Here is a 21,137-nt window from a genome sequence, read left to right as displayed (position 1 = left end):
CCCGCTGATACTGACTCCATGACCCGACACGGAGAGCTGGGCACGGCCCTGCACCGCTGGCGTGACCGGATCCCCTCGGCCGAGACCGGGCCGCCCGCCGACGCGTCGCGTGAGTCCGGAGCAGCCGGAAGAGCCGGGGAGCCCAAGGAAGCCGGGGAGCCCGACGAGACCCCGGGAGCGGGCGGCGAGCGGCCGGCGGGGCTGGGGCTGACGGAGCTGGCCCGGCTGACCGGTCTGTCCATGGACTATCTCGGCCGGCTGGAGGAGGGGCGCGCCACCTCCCCGTCGGCCCAGGTCCTCGCCTCGCTGGCGCGTGCGCTACGGCTCTCCGAGGACGAACGCCGTCATCTCTTCCTGCTCGCCGGGCAGTCCCCGCCCGCGCTGGGCCGGGTCTCGGAGCTGGTCCCGCCCAGTGTGCGGCGGCTGCTCGGACGGCTCGGCGGGACACCCGTCGGGGTCTACGACGCCTCCTGGAACCTGCTGACCTGGAATCCGCTGTGGGCCGCCCTCGTCGGCGACCCGTCCGGGATCCCGGCGCGCGGCCGCAACGCGGCCTGGCAGCACTTCACCGGCCAGCCCAGCCGGGTCACCCACACCCCCGAGCAGGAGGCGGGCTTCGAGGCCGCCCTCGTCGCGGATCTGCGGGCCGCGACGGTGCACTACCCGACCGATGTACGGCTGCGCTTCCTCATCGGGGAACTGCGGCGCGCGAGCGCCCGGTTCGGGGCGCTGTGGAACTCCCGTATCGCCGGTTCGCACTCCACCGGGATCAGCACCGTCCTGCACCCCGACGTCGGACCGCTGACCGTCGACCGCGACACGTTCACCGTGCCGGGCTGTGACCTGCGGATCTCCGCCTACTCGGCGGCGCCCGGCTCCGAGGCGGCGGAGAAGCTGCGGCTGCTCGACGTGATCGGCACGGACATCATGACCGCCCCGGCCGCGCCGCCCGCCCCGTTCGCCGAGGACGCGGAACACCCGGAACCCATCCAGCGGGCCGATCACATCCAGCACACGGAACACCTTCCGCACGCCGAGCACGCTCCCGCCGCGGAGTGAGACGGAGTGAGCGAGGCAGTGAGAGGCAGCGCCGGGCCGCCGAACCACCCGATCGGGTGTCGGCCGCGCGCCCTTCACTGACCGGCCCCGCGGGACGGGGATACCTCCGGTCGGCCCACGCGAGGGGCGCGGAACGCCGTCCGTTCCTACCGTGGCGGAATGATCACCAGATCCGTGACGCGCTCCGCGCTCTCCGGCACCGTGGCCCTCGCCACCGGCCTGCTGGTCCTCCTGCCCGCGGCCGCGTCGGCCGCCGCGGACTCCGGAAGCGATCCGGTCGTACGGGCGCCCGGTCTGCCCGGCGCCCCCGCGGTGGCGGTGGCGGGCTCCACCGCCTTCTCGGACCCGCCGGCCTCCCCCGCCCCGGCGGCCCCCGCCGCCCCCGCGGACAACTCGCTGCTCCACCGCTCCGGGACCCAGGTCCGGCCCGCGCGCGGCACCCCGCCGCCGAGCGAGGTGTCCGCGCTGTCCTGGCTGATCGCCGACGCCCGTACGGGTGAGGTGCTCGCGGCCCGGAACGCGCATCTCAAGCTGCCCCCGGCGAGCACCCTCAAGACGCTCTTCGCGATCACCGCCCTGCCCCGGCTGCCCGAACACGCCCGGCACACGGTCACCGAGGACGAGCTGGCCGACATCGGACCGGGCAGCAGCCTGGTGGGGATCGTGCCGGGCGAGTCGTACGAGGTGGCGGACCTGTGGCGGGGGGTCTTCCTCAGCTCCGGCAACGACGCGGTCCGCGCGCTCGCCGAGATGAACGGCGGCTGGGACGCGACGGTCACCCAGATGCGCGCGAAGGCGAAGCTGCTGGGCGCGCTGGACACCCATGTCGTCTCGCCGGACGGCTACGACGCGGAGGACCAGGTCACCTCGGCGTACGACCTGGCGGTCTTCGGCCGTACGGGGCTGGCCTCGCCGGAGTTCGTACGGTACAGCTCGACGGTCGACGCCCAGTTCCCGGCGGACGGCGGTGGCTCGTTCGGCATCGTCAACACCAACCGTCTGCTGAGCGGCACCGACGGGGTCACTCCGTATCCGGGGCTGATCGGTGTCAAGAACGGTTACACCTCCGGGGCGGGCCACACCCTGATCGCCGCGGCCAAGCGCGGTGACCGCACCCTGCTGGTGACGGTGATGAACCCGCAGTGGGGCGGCGGGTTCGAGGTCTACGAGGAGGCCAGGTCGCTGCTGGACTGGGGCTTCGAGTCCGGGAAGCACGTCACTCCGGTGGGATCGCTCCAGCCGCCCGCGCCGCCCCTGCCACCGCTGCCGCCCGTGCGGCCGGGCGACGAGGACCCGGACGGCCGGAAGAAGAGCCCGATCGCGAGAGCGCTGCGGGCGGCGCCCGCCGGAGCGGCGCGGCCGACGGGGCCGGGGCGGGCGGCCGAGTCCGCCGTGCACGCCTCCTCCGCCGCCGAAGAGACGGACTCCCGGTCCGGGTATGTGTTTCCGGTGGTTCTCATCGGCGGCGCCTGTCTCGCGGCGGTCGCCCTGGCGGTCGTACGCCGGTCACGGCGGCGCCGGGCGGAAACCGGGTGACGGGCTACCAGTGGGCGGGGCGGGTGACGCCGGGCGGCAGGACCGTCGCCGCGTCGCCCTTCGCCGCGTTCACCTGCGTCTGCGCCAGGAAGATGCTCCCGGTCAGATCGGCGCCGCGCAGATCCGCGTCCCTGAGGTCGGCCCCGATCAGATCGGCCTGCCGCAGATCCGCGCCTCGCAGATCCGCCGCGATCAGATACGCCCCGCGCAGATCGGCGCCGCGCAGGTCCGCGCCCTTCAGCTTCGCGCCGAAGAGATCGGCGCCCCTGCGGTCGGTCTTCCTGCCGCGGGCCCGGGGCACCTGTGCCCGTACCAGCTCGCTCGTCCGCAGCAGGAGCGGGTTGACGGCCGCGCGCCGCGCGGCCACGTCCAGTTCCAGCAGCGCCTGGGGGTCCGTCAGGGTCAGACGTTCGGTCGTGTCGAGGGCGCGGCGGATCTCGGGGTGCAGGGAGCGCGCCGGCTCCAGGGTCAGGGCCTCGCGCAGATAGCTGAGCAGTTCGTGGAGCTGGCGCATCACCGGGAGGACGGCGAACATCTGCTCGGCGGTCTCCGGGGCCTGCCGCCAGTCCCGGCCGCCGAAGGTGACCTGGGAGATCTTCTGGCCGGCGCCGAAGCAGTCGTACACCGTGCAGCCCTGGAAGCCGCTCCGGCGCAGGGTGGTGTGAATGCCGCAGCGGAAGTCCGTGCGCAGATTGCGGCAGGGATCGCCCGCCTTCTTGTCGACCGGGAAGTCCGCCGAGACCGAGAAGGTCAGCGCGACACAGCACAGTCCGAAGCAGTTCTCACAGTCGGCGCGCAGGTCCGGGGCTGACGTGTCGGGCAAGGCACTCTCCTGGGAACGGCGCGGAACGACAAAGGGGGGGCGACGGGGGGGACGGGCGCGAGGGCGTACGGGCGAGGGGCGGTGATCGAGCCTACCGGTCCGCGCCCCGCCGTCCGCCCCCTTTTCTTCCGGTCTCCCGCCGGTCAGCGCTTCGCGTGCCGTGTCGCCATCGCCGTCCGGGCCCGTTCCGCCAGCCCGTCCGCGCCGCAGCTCTCGGCCAGTTCCAGCCCGCAGGCCAGCTCGGCGGGGAAGCCCGCGGCGATCCCGTACTCGACGCGGGCGACGGCCAGTTCGTAGCGGGACGGCGACGCTTCGAGATGGGCGACGGCCTGCGCCAGCAGGTCGGTCCTGGCCCGGCCCTCCCGCAGGGACGCCGCGCAGCACAGCGCGGCCCCGATGGCGGTGTGTGTGCCGAACCGCTCCGCGCGGTCGCGGGCGTACGAGGCGAGCTGGGCGGCGCGCCTCGGGTCGTCGTCCGCCACGGCCCGCGCGAGGTCGAGGGCCCAGGGCGCCATGACGGTGTTGTGCCGGCCCCGTGCGGTCAACGCCTCGCCTGCCGCTTCCAGTTCCTCGATGGCCTCGCGCTTGCGGCCGAGGGCGAGCAGCAGCCGTCCGCGTACTGACGGTGCGTCAGGGATGACGATGGAGGAGGAGTACGGGGTGGCGAACGAGTAATGCTCGGCCGCCTCCCGCGCCTCCTCGACATGGCCGCGCGCGAGCAGGGTGTCGATGAGCATGCACGCCGCGTCCCAGTGCATCGGCAGGCCGTTGCCGACCCGGTCGGCCAGCCGCAGGCTCTCGCGCAGATACATCTCGGCGTCCGCGAGCCGGCCGCGCCGGCGCTGGACATAGCCGGCGAGCGCGTGGGCGAAGGCCAGATGGCCGCCGCTCCAGCCGGAGATCTCGAACGCCCGCAGCGCTTCGGTGAACAGGGTCTCGGCCCGGTCGAGCCGGTCGGCGAAGGCGTACGAAAGGCCGAGCAGGGCCGGGGGCTCGAAGCCCCATACGGTGTCGGCCCAGCCGACGCCCGTCGGCAATCCGCCGTCCGTCAGGGCCCGTTCGGCGATCTGGACGATCTCCTCGGCGCTCTCGCCCCGCGCCGTGCCGTCGAAGGCGCGCAGCATCAGCAGCACGCGTTCGGTGCTGTCGCGGCCGGTGAGCCCGCTCGCCGTACGGGCCAGTCTGCGGGAGCGGTCCGGGCCGTCCTCCTCGATGGCCTGGACGCCCTCCCACAGGAAGTGCGCGGCCTGGAGCCGCATCCGGGCGGGGCCGTCCGGGGCTCTGGCGACCTCGGTGGCCACCACATGGGCGGCGTCGCCGGTCTGGTTGTTGTGGGTGAGCGCCTGCGCGAGCCGGAACACCACATCCACCCGGAGCGGGTCGTCGAGCTGCTGGGTGTCGAGCGCGGCGCGCAGATGGCTGACGGTGGTGGCGGGTGAGGTGAGCAGGGTCGCGCAGCCGAGTTCGTACAGCAGGAGGGTCCGTACGGAGGACAACGGCGGTTCCAGCAGGGCGCGTTCGAGGCAGCGGCGGGCGGCGTCCGGGGCGCCGACCGCGAGGTGCTCGGCGGCGGCCTCGCGCAGTTGCTCGACGAGTTCGGGGTCGCCGTCGGGGTGGACTTCGAGGAGGTGCGGCGCCGCGGCGGCGGCTCCCCGGCCGCTGCGCGAGACCGCCCAGGCGGCGAGGCCGTGCATCGCGGTGCGTACGGCGGGCGGGATCGCCCGGTAGACGGCGCCGGCGATCAGCGGATGGACGAACTCCAGCGGGTCGGTGCCCACGAGGATCCGTGCCGTGCGCAGCCGTTCGGCGCACTCGGCGGCCTCTTCGTGGCTCATCCCGGCCAGCGCGACCGCCAGATGGAGGGAGATGTCCGTGCCGAGTACGGCGGCGGCCCAGGCGAACCGGGTGGCGGCGGGGCCGAGTTCCTCCAGCCGGGCGATCAGGCCCGTACCGCGCGCCGAGGCGCCCAGGACCCGCAGTTCGCTCGCGTGTTCGTCAACGGGGCTCAGTCCGCTCTCGCGCACCTTGGCGAGCAGCTCGACCGTCTCGTAGGCGTTGCCGCCGGTGACCGCCCACACCTCGCGGCAGAACGGGCCGTCGGCGGCGTCACCGAGCGCGGTCCTGGTGAGGTCGGCGGTCGCCTCCGCGGTCAGTTCCCGCAGGGTGACGAGTAATCGGGCGGAGGTGCCGAGCGTACGGAGGTACTCCTCGGTCTCGCCGACGGCCTCCTCGGTGCGGTACGCGACGACCACGAGGACGGGCAGTCCGCGGCCGGGGCGCCGGGCGAACGAGGCCAGCCAGGACAGGGTTTCGAGGTCGGACCACTGCGCGTCGTCCACCAGGAGCAGCAGCGGGCCGTGCGCGCCGGCGAGCCGTTCCACCATGGCGTCGAGCCCGTCCCGTACGCCCTGGGGGTCGGCGTGCTGTTCGCCGGGCGGCACTATGCCGAGCGCGGGCCCGACGATCTCGTACCGGTCGCCGAGCAACTCCCGTGCGTCCAGGAGCGACGCGCCGTCGTCGGCGGACAGCGCGGAGCGGAACAGCTGCCGGGCGAGGTCGAAGGGCCCGGCCGCGACGGCCTCGGCGCCCCGGGCCGACCAGACCACACAGCGCCCGGCCGCCAGCCGCCGTACCTCGCTGAGCAGGGCCGTCTTCCCGAGCCCGGCGGCGCCGCGGTACACGAGCAGCCCGCCCGCCGGTTCGGGTCCGCACAGCGCGTCCACGGCGTGGGCCGCCGCGGCCAGTTCGGGTTCACGCTCCAGCAACGGGAGGGTGACCGTGCGCTCCGGCCGGTACACCGGCATCCCCTCCCCTCTTGGACGTCTCATCGCTTCTCACGGTCTCGAACAGTGCTCGCGCCTGATGCCGAGCGTAGTCCCGGGATCCGTCGGGCGGACCCGATTCCCCACGAATTCGACCGTTCGACTGCGCGCGGGCGCCCGGCGTAGTAAGGCCGTACGCGACGGTGCGGCGCGGCCGGGTTCATGTCCGTACCGTTCTTGTCCTCGGCGAGTCGGCGATCCCGGGCGCCCCGGCGGCGAGTTCGGAGGCGGCGAGGACGACTCTGAACTGGTGCTCGGCCTGGTCCCGCACGGGGACCCAGCGGGCGCGGCAGTCGGCCTCGAAGGACTGGCAGCGCTCGGTGAGGAAGCGGTCCACGGCGGTCCGCACGTCGTGCGCCGCAGCACCCGTGGGGCCGTCCCCGCCGTCGGCGAGCAGCTGGTGCATCAGCCCGGCGGACCGGGCCATGAGACGGCGGGCGGCTATCCGCAGGGTCATGACCCGCGCCCGGTTCATCGGCGGGGTCCGGCCCGGCCGGCCGGCCGCCGGGGCCGGGCCGCGTACGGCCTCGGAGGCCCATTCGTCCGCCAGTCCCGGCGAGACGCCGAGGTACTCGTCGATCGGCGCCAGCAGGGGCCCCGCCGTCGCGGGCAGCCCCGCCCTGACCTGCTCCAGCAGACCGGACAGCAGCCGCGCGTCGCCCCGGAGGGTACCGCCGATGGTGTCCAGCGCGCCGTGCGGATCGGGGTGCGGCGACGCGTCACCGACGGCGTCCACGGCCCACATCGGCGCCTCCACGACGGCGGTGACCGTGCCGTACCGGTGCGGGTGGAACCAGGTGGAGGTGGCGGTCGCCGAGGGCAGCGAGGAGAACTGGTCGGTCTCCTCCGGCCGCGGCATGTCGAAGACACCGGGCCCGGGGCTGGGCCAGAAGAAGGCGTCGTACGGGCCCAGTTCGACCGGTATCCCGAGGTCCCCGGCCGACCGGAGCAGGGGGCCGGAGAGCCCCGGCAGCCGGCGGGTCAGCTGGACGAAGCCGCCGCCGACGTCGGCGCTGTGCAGCGAGCACTGGAGATACGGCCGAAGCTCGTCCTGGATGTCGAGGAGCGCCCGGGTCTCGGGCAGGGGCCGCGCTCCCGGTGCGGTGGGCAGCCACTCGGGCTGCGCCGCGAAGCCGGGACGGAAGAAGTTCCGGAAGTGATGCTCCATGGTCATCGGCCCCTTGAGCCACCGCTCGTTGCGGCGGGCCCCGTCGGGGTCGAGCGAGAGCACGAAGTGCCAGACGGTGTCCGCGGGCCCGGCCGACGACCGGTACGCCTCGGCGCCCGCGCCCCCGTTCACCTTCGCGCTCGCGTCCCCGTTCGCCTTCGCACCCGGCTTCTCGTCCGCCCTCGCGTCCGCGTTCGCCAGATGGCGGGCGAGCCGCAGCACAGTGACCCCGCCGACCGGCTCATTGGCGTGCGGCCCGGCCACCACCAGCACATGCCGGCTGCCCCGCCCGACGGACAGCAGCCGGATCGGCTCCCCGGCCCGCGAGGAACCGATCCGCCGCAGCGTGGCCCGGCCCGGATACGCCGAGACAAGAGCCTCGGCCCGGAGGGTCAGTTCGTCAATGTCGAGATAGCTGCCCGGCACAACGGCTCTCAGCCCTCGGTCGAACTGCCGCCGCGCGCACACGCCCCGCACGCCATCCGCCGGACAACCGTCGCCTTCGTCACCAAGCGCGCGGTCCTGTCGCTCATGGCTGTTCCCCGCATGGGCAGCTCCCTCGACATCGCGTTACTGGACCAACGCGTTTCGTAACCACCGCGATGGTCTGCCACGTACCCCCGTCACGTCAACACTCACACGGGCACCAGAATGTGACGCCGCTGAAGTTCTCTTATGTGGTCCGCCGCCCGTTGGGGAGCTGTTCCTCCCCTAACGAGGACTCCGGCTTCAAGGTTTCTGCGCACCCCGGACTCGGTGAGGTTCGCGCTGCCGAGCAAGAGGAGACGACGGTCCGCGACAGCCAGCTTGGCGTGCTGACGCGCGTGCGTGAATTCTCGCTCGGCCGGATCCCAGTGCCACAGCCGAACCCCCCGGACCGCTGAGAACGCGGCGGCCGGTTCGGGGCCGCTCAGCAGTCCCGACGCACCTCGGCGTGTCTCGACGACCACGTGGACCTCGACACCTCGGTCCACAGCGTCCGACAGTGCTCTGGCCAAGGGGGCGTACGGGCGCGCCGAATAGGTCATGGCCAGGAGTTCGGTGCGTGCCTCGCGGACGACCTCGATCAGTACCCGTGCCGTCGCGCGAACCGGAACGCCTGGGGTGGCGGGCCCGCTCCACACCGTACGGACGTCGACCTCGTCGCGGCGCCGCGCCCAGCCGGCCACAAATCCGCGTATATACGCGGCGGCCTCGGTGTAAGGAATCCGTGCGCGTTCCGTCGCCGCGTACAGCGCCACGACAGCGTCGCGCGAGTCGGGGCCCGGTACCGCGTCCAGCGCGTGGTCCAGTCCCCGGCCGCGCGACAGCACACCGGCCAGGTCCTTGGTACGGGAGGAGCCGAGGGCTTCCGCGGCCGCTTCCGCCGCGGCCTCGAACTCCTTGCGGCTCATGGCCGCTCCCCGTCGCTCACGGCCGCAGGGCCCGCGGAGTCAGCACCTGGTCGGGGCCGTCTCCGAGGGGCACCAGAAAGCGGCGGTCGAGGAACCGGTTTCCGCGTTCGCACGTCGTCTCGGAGACGAAGAGACAGACATGGCAGGCAGCCCCGTGCAGATAGTCCGCGGTGTCGTGCGGGAGCCGTTCGGCGCAGAGCGGGTCCGAGGAGCAGCGCGCCGCATCCCTGAGTGCCCTGCGGACAATGCGTTCGAAGTGGGGTTCGTCGGCGAGCGAGACGAGTCCGCCGAGGGTGCCCTCCGAGTCGGGGACCGCCGTGTAGATCAGGATGCCGGCTCTCGGGTCCGCCTCGTCGCCCGCGTAGATGCGTTCGGCGAGGCTCGCCGAGCTGTAGCCGCATTCGAGGGCGATCGTGCGGATCAGCAGATGCGAGAGGGTGTGGAGGGCGATGTAGCGTTCGCCCGGCCAGCCACTCATCGCGTCGAAGGGGCCGGTCGAGCGATCGGATCTGCGGTTGGTACGGAACTGGCCGAACGCCTTGCGATGTGCCGCCATCTGCGGAGACGTCTTCATGCGCTGCGCCCACTCGGTCAGCAGGTCCTCCCGCACCCGCAGAAAAATCCCTTCGCCGCGTACCTCACTGGCCGGTACCCAGCCTTGCGAGGTACGGGACAGTGTCACCGGCGTGGCGATCTCGGGAGCCTCGTGGTCGGGCGCGTCGAGCCGGGTGAAGCCGATCAGCGCGCGTGCCTCACGGAGCCGCTCCACCTGACGCACGTCCGAGAAAAGGCCCGTCAGTGCCGGGGGCACGGTGACGGGGGCCAGGGTGAAGTCGTCCGTCGGCGTGGGCACATCGGCCGACGCGAGTGCGGCCCACTCCGGGCCGAGGAGGTCCACGGGGGCGGCGGCCTCCTGGTCGCCCTGCCCGGTGGCCCCCTGGTGCCGGGCCTCGACGGCGGCGACGATCGCGGCGGGGTCGTGCTCCTTGAGATAGCCGTATCCGGGGAGCGCGGCGATCACGTCGTAGATGGCCCGGGAGGTGATGCCCTTCAGCTCCTCCCAGCGCGCTTCGATGAGTTCGGCGATGTCCTCGCCTCGGGCCGGCGGCAGCGCGAGGGCGCTCAGGGTGATCGGGAACCACTGGTTGGACGCGCCGGCGACCATGAGGGTCGCTTCCTCGGCGCACCCCTCGTGCTCGTACGAGGCACGGTGCGGATGGCGGCCACGGCAGGCGGGCAGATTACGGCGGCCACGCTCTCCCATCGCGTCCCGGATATTGCGCTTCGCGCCGCAGGCAACGCATTCGATGGTCACGTTCGCGGCCTGATTGCCACCGTGGTCCTTCATCCTCAGCAGCGGCCGGGCCGTCCTGGGGCAGACCGTACCGCTGTGGACGAACGGGTTGTAGGGGAATTCGTCGAGATGCCCGCCGACACAGACCAGAGTGAAGCGGGCCGCCACGGCAAGCGGTTTACCGGACTTGCAGTCATGCACGAACTTCGCTTCGTGCGGGGCGCGTGGATTGCTGTTGATGAACGCGAACGCCTCGGTGTCGATGGCGGCGAGGAGGTTGCAGGCGGTGCACCGCAACCACTGGGGGAACGGCATGACCGGCACCCCGATGTCCTGCGCGGCCGTCCCCTTGGGAGACTTGTCCGCGCCCTCGGTCCAGGGGGCGGCGCGCAGCTCGGTGATCCGCGCGTTGCCGTAGAGCTGGAGCGAGCGGTTGACCGCGGTACGCAGCCGGGGCTCGTCGATGGTGTAGTCCGTGAGGCCCGCGTGGCTCCAGGATTCGAGGCCCTTGACCAGTACGGAGAAGTTCGGCAGGTCGATCAGGGCTCCCACGCCCGCGGTGTACATGAGGTGACTGGGCCGGGCCGCGCCGACTCTGCGGAAGTAGCCGCTGCTCATCGCTGTCGCCGTCCCTTTCCGGCAGCGCCGTCGCCGGCCGCCGTCTCTCCGTACTCGTCGGCGTCGACGGGGGTGTCGCCGCCGCCGGTGACGGCGTCCGTGTCCGCGCCATCACCTCCGGCCGGGCTGAAGCGCCAGCCTGGTCCGCTGCTCGAGGGCTGGTCCATGAAGGCGCCACCCCCCTGGATCAGCAGATTGAGTTCATTCTCCGTCTCACGCATGGACATCGGGACGGTGAGTTCGTCCCAACGCGAGCCGTCCGCCTTGTGCAGCAACGGCGTGACCAGGGTGTCCTTCTTCTTCTCCCGTCGGAAGCCGAGGACTCCCCCGGTCTCGCGCCGATCGGCCCACTTGTCCTTGAGCGTCCCGATCCGGTCCTGCAGATACTCCCGCGCGCGGCTGCCACCGACCCGCTCCGCCCTTTCCAGCAGGCGCCGCTCGACCTCGCCCGCGATCTCACCGTCGAGGTCGATGTGCTGGGCGTCGGTGTTGCGGGAGTGCTCGTACGTGGCCTGCCGCAGCGCGGCGATGTACGTGGGCGCGGTGCCGCGGTCCAGGGCCCGCCGGGTGAACGGGGTGACGGAGAGCGCCTCGACCTGCCGGTAGAAGGTGGCGTGGTAGTGGGCGAAGTCCTCGAAGTGCGCCAGGTCACGGGGGCGGGACCAGTTGTAGAGCGTGACGACGAGACCGGGACGGTGTCTGTCACGGCCCACTCGGGACGATGCCTGGATGTACTCGGCCGTGTTCTTCGGCTGGCCGACGACGAGCATCAGACCGAACCGGGACACGTCGACGCCGACCTGAAGCATGGAGGTGGCGAGGACGACGTCCACCGCCTGCTTCTCGAAGGGCGTCAGTGCGGCCCGCCGTTCACGCTTCTCCAGCAGGGCGGAACGGTACTCGGCAGCGAGCGCCTTGCGTCGCAGCGAGGTGTCGCGCTCCGGATCGAAGCCGCTCTCCAGCCGCTTGAGCGTCAGACTGATGTCCGCCGAGGAGATGCGGGAGGTCAGTTCCTGGATGTTCAGCATCCCGGCCCGGGTGATGATGCGGTCGGCGATCGGATCGCTGCCCTTGCGGCCGCCGTTGCTCCGTACTCTGGTGGTGATGTCGTCGTCCAGGTACCTGCGCATGCCCGCGAGTTCACGAGTGGCGTTGAAGTAGCCGACGAGGGTCATATAGGGATCGGCGGCTGCCCCGTAGTCGTCGAAGAGCTGCTGCCCTCCGAGCAGCAGAATCTCGGCCACCCTGATCTCGGCCGCCTTCAGACGGGTCCCGTGGGCGCACACTCCCAGATAGCGGCGACCCGGCTGGTCACGGCTGTGCTCCATCTGCCGCGAGAAGAACGTGTCGCCCACGTCCAGCACCTGCGGCGGGAAGACCGCCACCCGTCGGCCGAACACACCACGTACCTGTTCGGCGGCGCGCTTGGTGGTGGCCGTGGACGCGACGATCTTGGGCCCGACGTCCCGGCGGACGCCCTCACTGTCGGTGTAGGTCCAGCTGCACAGCTGATCGACCGCCGCCTCGAAGAGTCCGACGGTGGTGCCGAGCGCTCCCGAGATCAGATGCAGCTCGTCCTGGATGATCAGGTCCGGGGGCCGCAGCCGGGCGGGGACGGGCTGCGCGGTGACCGCCTTCAGTCCGTCCCTGACGGTATGTCTGCTGCGGCAACCGGTCTGCTGGTCCAGGTCGTCGTGGCGGTAGCCGTGCCGCTCGCACCATTCGGTGACCCGGCCGAAGAGCAGCCCGGCGTAGCCGTTCCAGGGCAGTTGGGCCAGCTTGTCGACCGTGGCGATCACCATGGCGGGGGCCAGCCGGTAAATCTCCTCGTCCACGGTGAGTACGGGGATGCCCTCGCCGGGCGAGTCGCGCCGCGAGAAGGGGCAGCGGTCCTCACCTTCTCCACGCGGACAGAACAGAAGCACGCGGCGCCGGCCATCGTCGTGTTCCATGTTCTGACGAGCAGTCAAGCCTTGACCGCACCAAGGGCAGTTGAGTACTTGAAGAACCCGTGCGTGCTTGTCACTGCCGCTCTCCTTCGCGCCGGCGATCTGCTCCTGCGCGTCGGTGAACCAGTTCGGCGAGACAGAAGTGCCCACCCACAGTCCGATACGGAACGGTGTCCTGCCCCAGCGCTTCGGATGGGCACACGCCGCGCGCCCGGCACACTGCGTACGGTCGCACCTCGACCGGCCGAATTCGTCCCGGCGCAGCTTCTCGGCCGCCGCGACCAGGGCCGCGGCACGCTGGAACTGCTGGGCGGTCAGCAGCCGGAGTGTGTAGCGCATCAGCACGCCAACGCCGGCTTCACCGCTGCGCGCCTCGGTTCCCGTACCGATGACGCCCTGGAGCCTTCGCAACGCGAACGTGTAGGCGGCCAGACCGAGATACGCCTCGGTCTTGCCACCGCCGGTCGGGAAGAAGAGCAGGTCGACGAGGGCTTCGCGGCTGGTGGACCGGTGCGGGTGGCCGGGCTCGGTGAGCGAGGCGAGGTTGAGAAGGACGAAGGCCAGCTGGAACGGCCGCCATTCGGCGCCGCCCTTCCCGGTGGCATACACCTCATCGTACGCCTCGCGGTAGGAGGAGACGTCGTCCTCTCGGCCGGCCCGACGGGCGGCGACGGCGGTATTGCGCCGTTGCAGCGCCATCGCCCGGTTGGCGAAGCGGAACGCTTCGAGTGCGTTGTCGTCGGTGCTGAGCGCGTCGATCCCAAAGGCGATGCGGTGGCAGACGTCCTCGGCCTGCTCGATCGCGGTCACGGCGGCCTGCCGCAGATCGGAGGGGAGCGGCTGGGCCGCCGCGAGCTGTGTCCGGAGCCAGGAATGGTAGCCGTCGGCGAGCGGGGCGAGCGCTTCGGTGAGCTCCTTGCGGCGGGCAGGCACGGCGAGTTCTGCCAGCTCGTCCATGCCCAGTTCCAGGCCGGTCAGGAGGTCCTGCTGCTCCGCCGCGGGCGCGGTGGTGGCCCGTACGTCATACTCCGGCAGCCAGGTGGTGGCAAGCCGGTGGGCATAACGCTCGCCACGGCGCACTTCGGCGTTCACGGCGACGTTGCGGCCGACCGAGTGGCGCAGGGTGTCGCGGTAGAGCAGGCGCAGTCGCACCTCTTCCCGGTCCTCGGTGTCACCGGCCGCGCCGGGCGCAAGCGGATCGTCGATCGGCAGGAAGACCGCGGCCCGGTCGTCGGGGAACGCCGTGACGACAAGTGCCGTCTGGAAGAGCCAGTTGGCGTCGCGGCGCTCCGCCGTGTCCTGGAGTTTGTTGACGAGCGCGACCTCCACCACCCGCAGGTCTTCCCGCTCCGGGCCCGCGCCCCGCTCGCGCACCTGCACGTTCAGGTGAATGCCCGCGTCCTCGTCACCCTCCAGAACCACCGTGCGGTCGCCGGTTCCGACGACGTCGATGTCGCACGGATGGGACACCGGTTCGCGCTCCCACACCCGCCGCGGACCACCGGCGTCGGTGACGGTGTCGGTGAGCGTGTACCGCCCCCAGGAGGCGACGACGCTGAGTGTGCCGATCGAAGCGGGCACCACGAAGGAGAGCCCCATGGACGACGCCCAGATCCGTCCGGCGGCCTGCGGGGTGAGCCGGTCCCGCAGTTCGCCCTCGCTCGCGTCCCCGTCGCCGCCCGCCTCGCCCTCCGTGGCCTGAGCTGCGGTACGAGCCCGCTGATCAGCCGTAACACCCTGGGAACGGGGGCCGAGCATCCCCACGAGATAGCGGTCGCGCGGACCCGCCGAACCTTGCGGGAGCTGTTCCCTCACTCCGCCGTTCTCCAGCGCCCACGGACCGAGAAGGTCTCTGCGGATATACGTCGCCAGACCGTCGCGCGCGTCGTACGAGTCGCCGGCGCGAAAGGTCTGCGGCACCTCTTCGAGGGGGTGGGGCACACCGGGTGCGGGGGCGGGCTGGGAGGGCATGACGATCGGAACCTTTCGGAAAGAAGCGGCCGACCCCAGCGAGGCTACAGTTCATTGACTGTGTTCACAACGCGCTCAGCGATCGGTACGATCGCAATCCGGCAACGCAGTGCGGTGAGGTGCACCGTGGAGGAGGCAGGGCAGCAATGCGCGCTCAGGAGATCACGTTTCTCAAACTCGTCCAGGGGGAGAAGCAGTTTCAGGTACCTCTGTACCAGCGCACCTACAGCTGGCGCCGAACTCATCTCGAACGGCTCTGGGAAGACGTGCGCGAACTGGTGGACGAGCAGTTGGGCTCGGACACGCCCCACCCGCCGCATTTCCTCGGCTCAGTAGTACTCGCACCGGGCCTGATCCAGGCCGGCGGCGTACAGCGCTGGCTGATCGTGGACGGCCAGCAGAGGCTGACCACACTGATGCTGGCGTTCATCTCGCTGCGCGACCACTACAAGGACTCCGGAAACGCACGGGCGGCCGACCGGGTGCACCGTCAGATCCTGGTCAACGAATTCCACGAGGGGAACGGACACTACCGGCTGCTGCCGACCCAGGCGGACCGCGCCGCCTACACCGCCTGCATGGGAAGCACCCCCCAGGCGGGCGGGAGCGACAACATCGGCAACGCATACCGCTACTTTCGCGGCGTGTTCGCCAACGGTGCCGCGGAGAACGGCGATGGCTGGGCACCGACCGTCGAGACAGTCCTCAAAGATCTTCTCTCCATTGTGGAAATCACGGCTCAGGCCGGCGACAACGTCTACCGGATCTTCGAGTCGATCAACAACACCGGCGAGGGACTCCGTCAGAGCGATCTTCTGCGCAACTATGTATTCATGCTCCTGCCCACCCGGGGCGAGCGTGTCTACGCGGAACTCTGGTTGCCGATGCAGCAACAACTCGGCCCCCAGCGGCTGGAGCTGCTGGCCTGGCTCGATCTCGTGGTGCGCGGCCGGAACAAGGTCACCCAGACCGAGGTCTACCGGGAACAGCAAACCCGCCTGGAACCACTGGCCAATGACGAGGCGGCGCTGGAACAGGAGATCGCCGCACTCGCCGAGCGCGGCGACCGCCTGCTACGCGTACTGGAACCGGAGCGCGAGCGCTCGGCGCCGCTGCGCTCCGCGCTGCGGCGACTGGTCGACTGGGGCGGCAGAACGCACCTCCCGCTCGCACTCCATCTGCTGGACCTCGTCGACACCGGGCAGACCACCGCCGAGGATGCGGCGGAAGCGCTCCTCTACGTGGAGTCGTACCTGGTCCGGCGCCTGATCTGTCAGACCCCGACCAACAGCCTGACCCGGATCTTCATGGACGCCCCCAAGGAGCTGGAGCGGGACCGTCCCACCGCCGAGGCGGTACGCCGCTTCCTCTCCAGCCCCCGTCGCCGGTGGCCGGCCGACGACGTGATGCGGCAGGCAATGCGTTCCAAGCCCTTCTACTGGAGCGGACAGCCACAGCAGCGAAGGTTGGTACTGCGACGGCTGGAGGAGAGCTACGGTTCCGCCGAACCCGTCGACTTCACCAAGGCGAAGCTGAGCATCGAACATGTCCTTCCACAGAAGCCATCCAGGGAATGGCTCGATCTGCTCGCCGAGGAGACCGAGGTCGACCAGTCTCCCAAGGAACTGCACGATCTCCTGGTCCACACCATCGGCAATCTCACCCTGAGCGGCGAGAACACCAAGCTCTCCAACCACCCGTTCCGTCGCAAGCAGGAGATCTACGACTCCAGCGCACTCCGCATGAACCAGGAGATCGCCACATCCCTCCGCTGGGGCAGAGCGGAAATCATGGCGCGCGCGGACCGCCTCGCCGAGCGGGCCGCCGCCCTCTGGCCGGGCCCCGTCGGCTCGACCGCGACGGCCGACGACACCTGGGCCGGCTGGCAGGAGCTGCGTACGGCACTGGTCGCGATGCCGAGCGGCACATGGACGACCTATGGCGATATCGCCGAGCTGATCGGCAGTCACCCCAAGCCCGTCGGCAACCATCTTGCCTCCACTCCGGAGATCATCGGTGCCTTCCGCGTACTGACCTCGGACGGCAGGGTGTCTCCCGCGTTCCGCTGGCTCGACGGCCGGGACGACACGCCGCAGGGGCTGCTGGAACAAGAAGGGGTGCCGTTCGACGCCGCGGGCCGTGGCCATTCCTCGCACCGGCTGTCCGCCGCCGAACTCGCCACCCTGATCGGCAAGGAAGTGCCGCAGGACGCGGTGCATGATCCTCTGCCGGAGGGAGAGAACACTCAGGCCGCCCACCGTTTCGAGACCCAACTGGCACAGAACCAGCCGGAAGCGGCAGCCGGTGTCCTCGCCGCGCTGGCGTTCTGGCGACGGCAGGGGGGTTACCTCGAATACGGCCGCCACGACGAGACCAGTTGCTTTCCCATGCTCGACGCGGGCACAGCCTCCAAAGAGCATCGGTTGTGGCCCATGGCTTTGTATCCGGTCACCGGGGTGGTCGAAGTCGTCTTCCAGTACCTCAAGGACCGGGCTCCCTTCGACGATACGGAACACCGACGCCAGCTGCTGCGGCGCCTCAACGAGATCGACGGCATCGACCTCCCCGAGTCGAAGCTCGAACTCCGCCCGTCGTTCCCCCTTCAGGTCTTCGCGAAGCATGACAAGGAGATCAGCGCGGTCCTGGAGTGGTTCGTCCACGCAGCCGCGCTGGACCTTTCCCGTCGGCCCTGATCCCGCCGGGTCCACCCGGTGCCGAACCGACGCGTCGAGTGGACGCCTCGGTTCGGCACCGGCTCAACGACGTCAGAGCAGGGGAACGGGGATGTCGGCGTCGGCCACCGTGGGCCCCCCAATGTCGGCCCGCTGCCCGTCCGTACGGCCCTGCCGGTAGCCAGTGCCCTGGAAACGGATCTTCCCGGCCTTCTTGATCTTGGGATACGTCTCGGCGATGCGAGCCTCGACCACAGTCGTACGGTCGGCCAGCACCAGCGCGACACTCCGCCCGGCCGGCCGCTGGTCGCTGGACTCTTCCGCCTGCCGCTCACGCTCGGCGTCGCCCCGCGCGGCGCGTTCCGCCTCCTCGATCCGGACACGGACCTCCGCCATGAACCCGTACATCCACGACCGCTTGTAGGCCTTACTGTTCTCGTCGGGCCGCCGGAACACCTTGTCCGCCCGCTCGGCGCCATGCAGCATCTGGAGCCTCAGTCCGGCGTACAGCACGGTGACCCGCCGCAGATCGGACGCGAAGCCGAAGATGTGGACCCGTCGCACCACCCGACCGGTCCCGGGGGTCTTCCGGTCGAGATACACGCTCTGGCACCGCAGCGCGAACGCGATCAGGGAAAGCAGCCGTTGACTCTGCCGGGCGTACGGGTCGGCGACAACGACGAGCTGGTCGGCCGGGTGATCGGAGTCCGGACGGTCGGCATGAAGCATCGCCTGCTCGATGCCGTACTTCGCCATCAGCTCGGCGGCCTTCTTCAGATATGTCTCGGCCTCCTCCTTCGTGGCGCCCTCGTCCTCCCCCTTGCGCAGCAGACTCCGCACCTTGTTGAGAAGGTCCTCGGCCTGGCCGTCACGGCGCTCCACCCCGGCTCCCGCTCCGGTCCCGGCCCCGCTGTCTCCTTCGGCTTCGCCTCCATGGGCAAGCCCCTCTCCACCGGAACCGCCCTCGCACTCCTCGCCGTACTCGTCGCTGCCCTCGTCGCCGTACTCGTCGTCCAACTCCTCGTACGCACCGGTCAACTTCGATGCCAGCTGCTCCGGGCTCGACACAAGACGGCTCAACGCCCGGAGCGCCGCGTACGCCAGAACCCTCCCGCGGCCGGCGGGCAGCTCGGCGCGGACGGTTCGCAGAACGCGGAGCGCTCCGCTCGCGTCGCGGATCAGGAACTCCAACCGCGCATAACCGAGTTGCCCCAGGACCAGCAGTTCACACAGGGCGACGACGTCGTCCCGACCGTAGCCCAGCCGGATCCCCGGCTCCGGATACCACTCGCCGGCGTCCAGCACGCCGGGCAATACGTCGGGCTCGTTCTCACCGAAGTCGAAGGGAAATTGGAACGGTTCCTCGGCGCCCGGGGCGTCCGTTTCGATATGCACCACGGGCGGCGCCGCCACCCCGGTGAAGGCCAATGCGGCGGCCCTTTCCTGAGGGGTCGTGACGACATGGAACCAGACCGGCAGGGAGCCACGCATACCTCGCCAGGACAGCCCGTTCCCCGACGGCTGTTCCTCGTCGACGGCCGGGCCGTCCAGGAACTCGGCGAGATACAGCTCGGCGATGTCGGCTTCGGGGTCGTGGACGCGCTCCACCAAGCCGCGTTCGACTGCCGAAAGAGCGTCGAGGACGGGGTCGAGCACATCAGCGGAGTACGCCTCGAGGACGGTCCCGATATGTTCCAGGAACTGCTCCGCGTGCGGGGCCTCGGCCCACTGCTGCTGGTCCTCGATCCACTCCTCGAACTCCTTTACCCAGGAACGCTGTTCCGCCAGCTGAGTCAGATGTCCGGCCGTCTCCAGAATCTCGCCGGCCCGTAGCGTCCGGTCCCTCATCCGCTCGGCGAGGTAGGACTGGCCGAAGAAGCCCTCGGAGAAGATACGCGTCGGATCGTCCCGGTCGGGCTCGCCGAAGAACTCCGCGAGTGTCCCCAGCCCATGATCCTGTACGGCCCGCTCCACCGCACGGGTCACCGCCTCGCCCGGCTCACTCAGACCCCACCGGTACATCAGCTCGGATTCGGCGCGTGCCGCGCCTACAGAACCGGCGCGCTCATGGAACCACTCGGCAAGGAGAAGGCTCTCCACCGACTCCGCGTGCCAGGACCGGAGGACGGGCAACTCGTTGCTCCGCAGGCCCTCACGCACATCATCGAGGGTGTCGGGGAGTGCACGTCGATCACGTTCCCTGGGTGTGATGATCCGGGTCAGCTCCCCCAGCGTCTCGTCCGGCGGACGAACGCCGGCCTCGGCCGCCGCGATACGCGCGACCAACAGCGCCTCAACCCACCGACGGTCCCCGAGATCATCGGGAAGCATGGCGCACAGTCCAGGGGCAAGACTCGCGCAGGACGTGCTGAGCTCGTCCACCACACCGCTCACCCATGCGCGCCGTCGCCGCAGGAACTCCTCGGGCCTGTCGGCAGGATCGCTTCGGTACTGGTCGGTCTCGCGCTGGTCCACGTCGTTCTCCCCGATGAAGTCTCGGCCCCAAGTCCCGGTGATCCTAGGATCTTTGTACGGACCGGGCTACGCCGACACGGCTTCCGTGAGGTGGTTCGTCGCGGGGTGGGCGGTTCGGAATGCCGGCTCGGAACGCCGGCTCAGAATTTCGCCTCACTGAAGCGCCGCAGCAGGGCAGGTCGGTTGGGGTACGTGGCACGAAGCTCGGCAATCCGCCGGTCGAAGACGCCACCGGTGTCCGCGCGGCCGTGAACCTCGCGAAGATCCTTGAGCAGGGTGACGGCGAGGTCGTACCGAGTGGGCTTCTTCTCCACCACCATGTCGTACACGTCCTGCCATGCCTGGTCGGTGTTCTCGGCAAGACTCGCCAGCTGCGCCTCGCGGGCCGAGGTGATTTCCAGTGCACGGACCCGCTCGGCCTCGGCACGCGCCCGCTGCTCGCGCTGATCACGCTCGGTGCGATGGCGAAAGGCCGCGTCGAGCAGCTGAGCGGCGGTTCGGCGGGTGGGCGCGTCGCCGGACAGGGGCGGACCGGCGACGAGAGTGGCGCGGTACCGGGCGAGCAGGTGCGGCCCGGGATGCGGCCCTGTTCCGAGCGCGGCCTTGACGAGCAGGGCGTTCTTCTCGGCGGCGGGCAGTGCGGCGACGTAGGCCGCCAGCGCCTTCTTCTCCGTCTTGCCGAGGTCCGGCGCGACAGTGGGCGGCACGGCCGAGCCGGGCGCACTGGCACGGCTCGCCACGGCCAGCAGATCGGGGTCCACGTTCAGGAAATCGGCCAAGGTCCGCTGCGGGCCGGTCAACTCACCAAGGCCGGCGGGCACGGGCGGTTCCAGGGTGAGTGTGTACGACTCCTCGTCATCCTCTTGAAGCTCCCATTCGGTCAGCCCGGCGAGCCACGCCAGATAAAGGGCACGGAGATCACCCGCCGCCAACTCGGCGCGCACGCCGACGAGTGACGCCAACGTGAACGAGGACTCGAAGTCCCATTCCTCCCCGTCCTCCCACGAGAGGGAGAGGTCCACCAGAGTGTGCCCAGAACGCGTCCACGCGCTCAGCGACTCCTCCATGCGATACGGGGCAACGGACTTGGCAGGGAGGGAAGCCGCGGGCAGACGCAGGAGGAGGCGCCGGCTGCCCCAGTCCGCGTAGTAGAGGTGGGCGTCGTAGAAGGCTTCCGTCAGTTGGGTGGGATCGCCACGGAAGTCGCCGCAGTGGTACTCGTTTCTGAAGCTCGTGGACGTGATCTCGGCCCGGCTGGACAGCGCGCGTACCTGTTCACGCTCCCGCGCGCTCAGCGGACGGTCAATGGCCAGAAATTCGTAGTACTGGTACTCGCTCACGGCCCCAAAGCGTACC

General features: G+C 70.6%; 11 protein-coding genes. 3 read left to right on the top strand and 8 right to left on the bottom strand.

The features are described 5' to 3' along the window. Positions 1–18: 18 nt before the first annotated feature. The gene (locus DVK44_RS30415; protein ID WP_114663839.1) at positions 19–1,059 is read left to right on the top strand and encodes a helix-turn-helix transcriptional regulator; all 1,041 of its coding nucleotides are present in this window, start codon (positions 19–21) and stop codon (positions 1,057–1,059) included. A gap of 159 nt (positions 1,060–1,218) precedes the next feature. Continuing rightward, positions 1,219–2,595 (top strand): D-alanyl-D-alanine carboxypeptidase family protein, encoded by a 1,377-nt coding sequence (locus tag DVK44_RS30410; protein WP_114663838.1) that lies wholly within the window; start codon positions 1,219–1,221, stop codon positions 2,593–2,595. 4 nt (positions 2,596–2,599) lie between these two features. Here the strand turns inward: DVK44_RS30410 and DVK44_RS30405 are convergent, their stop codons facing one another. From DVK44_RS30405 to drmA, 6 genes are all read right to left on the bottom strand, one after another. Next, positions 2,600–3,418, bottom strand: a complete 819-nt coding sequence (locus DVK44_RS30405; RefSeq protein ID WP_114663837.1) for a pentapeptide repeat-containing protein — start codon at positions 3,416–3,418, stop codon at positions 2,600–2,602. Positions 3,419–3,561: 143 nt separating this feature from the next. Next, on the bottom strand, positions 3,562–6,246 hold the full coding sequence (locus DVK44_RS30400; RefSeq protein WP_228447434.1) for an ATP-binding protein: 2,685 nt from the start codon (positions 6,244–6,246) through the stop codon (positions 3,562–3,564). Between the two features lie 154 nt (positions 6,247–6,400). After that, positions 6,401–7,876 carry a M14 family zinc carboxypeptidase gene (locus tag DVK44_RS30395; protein WP_162794128.1) on the bottom strand — a complete coding sequence of 492 codons (1,476 nt, stop codon included), beginning with the start codon at positions 7,874–7,876 and terminating at the stop codon, positions 6,401–6,403. 167 nt (positions 7,877–8,043) lie between these two features. Further along, positions 8,044–8,802 carry a DISARM system phospholipase D-like protein DrmC gene (gene drmC / locus DVK44_RS30390; protein ID WP_114663834.1) on the bottom strand — a complete coding sequence of 253 codons (759 nt, stop codon included), beginning with the start codon at positions 8,800–8,802 and terminating at the stop codon, positions 8,044–8,046. 16 nt (positions 8,803–8,818) lie between these two features. After that, a complete protein-coding gene (gene drmB / locus DVK44_RS30385; RefSeq protein ID WP_114663833.1) occupies positions 8,819–10,714 on the bottom strand; it encodes a DUF1998 domain-containing protein in 1,896 nt (631 codons plus the stop codon). Continuing rightward, positions 10,711–14,634: a DISARM system helicase DrmA gene (gene drmA / locus DVK44_RS30380; RefSeq protein ID WP_114663832.1), complete on the bottom strand. Its 3,924-nt coding sequence runs from the start codon at positions 14,632–14,634 to the stop codon at positions 10,711–10,713. Before drmA ends, drmB begins: the two co-directional genes overlap by 4 nt. Positions 14,635–14,780: 146 nt before the next feature. On the opposite strand from drmA, the gene DVK44_RS30375 reads away from it, so the two are divergent. After that, positions 14,781–17,327, top strand: coding sequence for a GmrSD restriction endonuclease domain-containing protein (locus tag DVK44_RS30375; protein ID WP_114663831.1), 2,547 nt, complete (start codon positions 14,781–14,783; stop codon positions 17,325–17,327). A 72-nt stretch (positions 17,328–17,399) separates the two neighbouring features. Here the strand turns inward: DVK44_RS30375 and DVK44_RS30370 are convergent, their stop codons facing one another. Together DVK44_RS30370 and DVK44_RS30365 are read right to left on the bottom strand one after the other, a co-directional pair. After that, complete coding sequence (locus tag DVK44_RS30370) at positions 17,400–19,781, bottom strand: DUF2786 domain-containing protein (RefSeq protein WP_162794126.1); 2,382 nt, start codon at positions 19,779–19,781, stop codon at positions 17,400–17,402. Positions 19,782–19,921: 140 nt separating this feature from the next. Then, positions 19,922–21,121 carry a hypothetical protein gene (locus DVK44_RS30365; RefSeq protein WP_114663829.1) on the bottom strand — a complete coding sequence of 400 codons (1,200 nt, stop codon included), beginning with the start codon at positions 21,119–21,121 and terminating at the stop codon, positions 19,922–19,924. Positions 21,122–21,137 lie beyond the last annotated feature (16 nt).

The sequence above is a fragment of the Streptomyces paludis genome (assembly GCF_003344965.1).
GTDB classification, from domain to species: Bacteria; Actinomycetota; Actinomycetes; order Streptomycetales; family Streptomycetaceae; genus Streptomyces; species Streptomyces paludis.
Note: the sequence above shows the minus strand (reverse complement) of the source record. Positions and strands in the feature narration are given on the sequence as shown.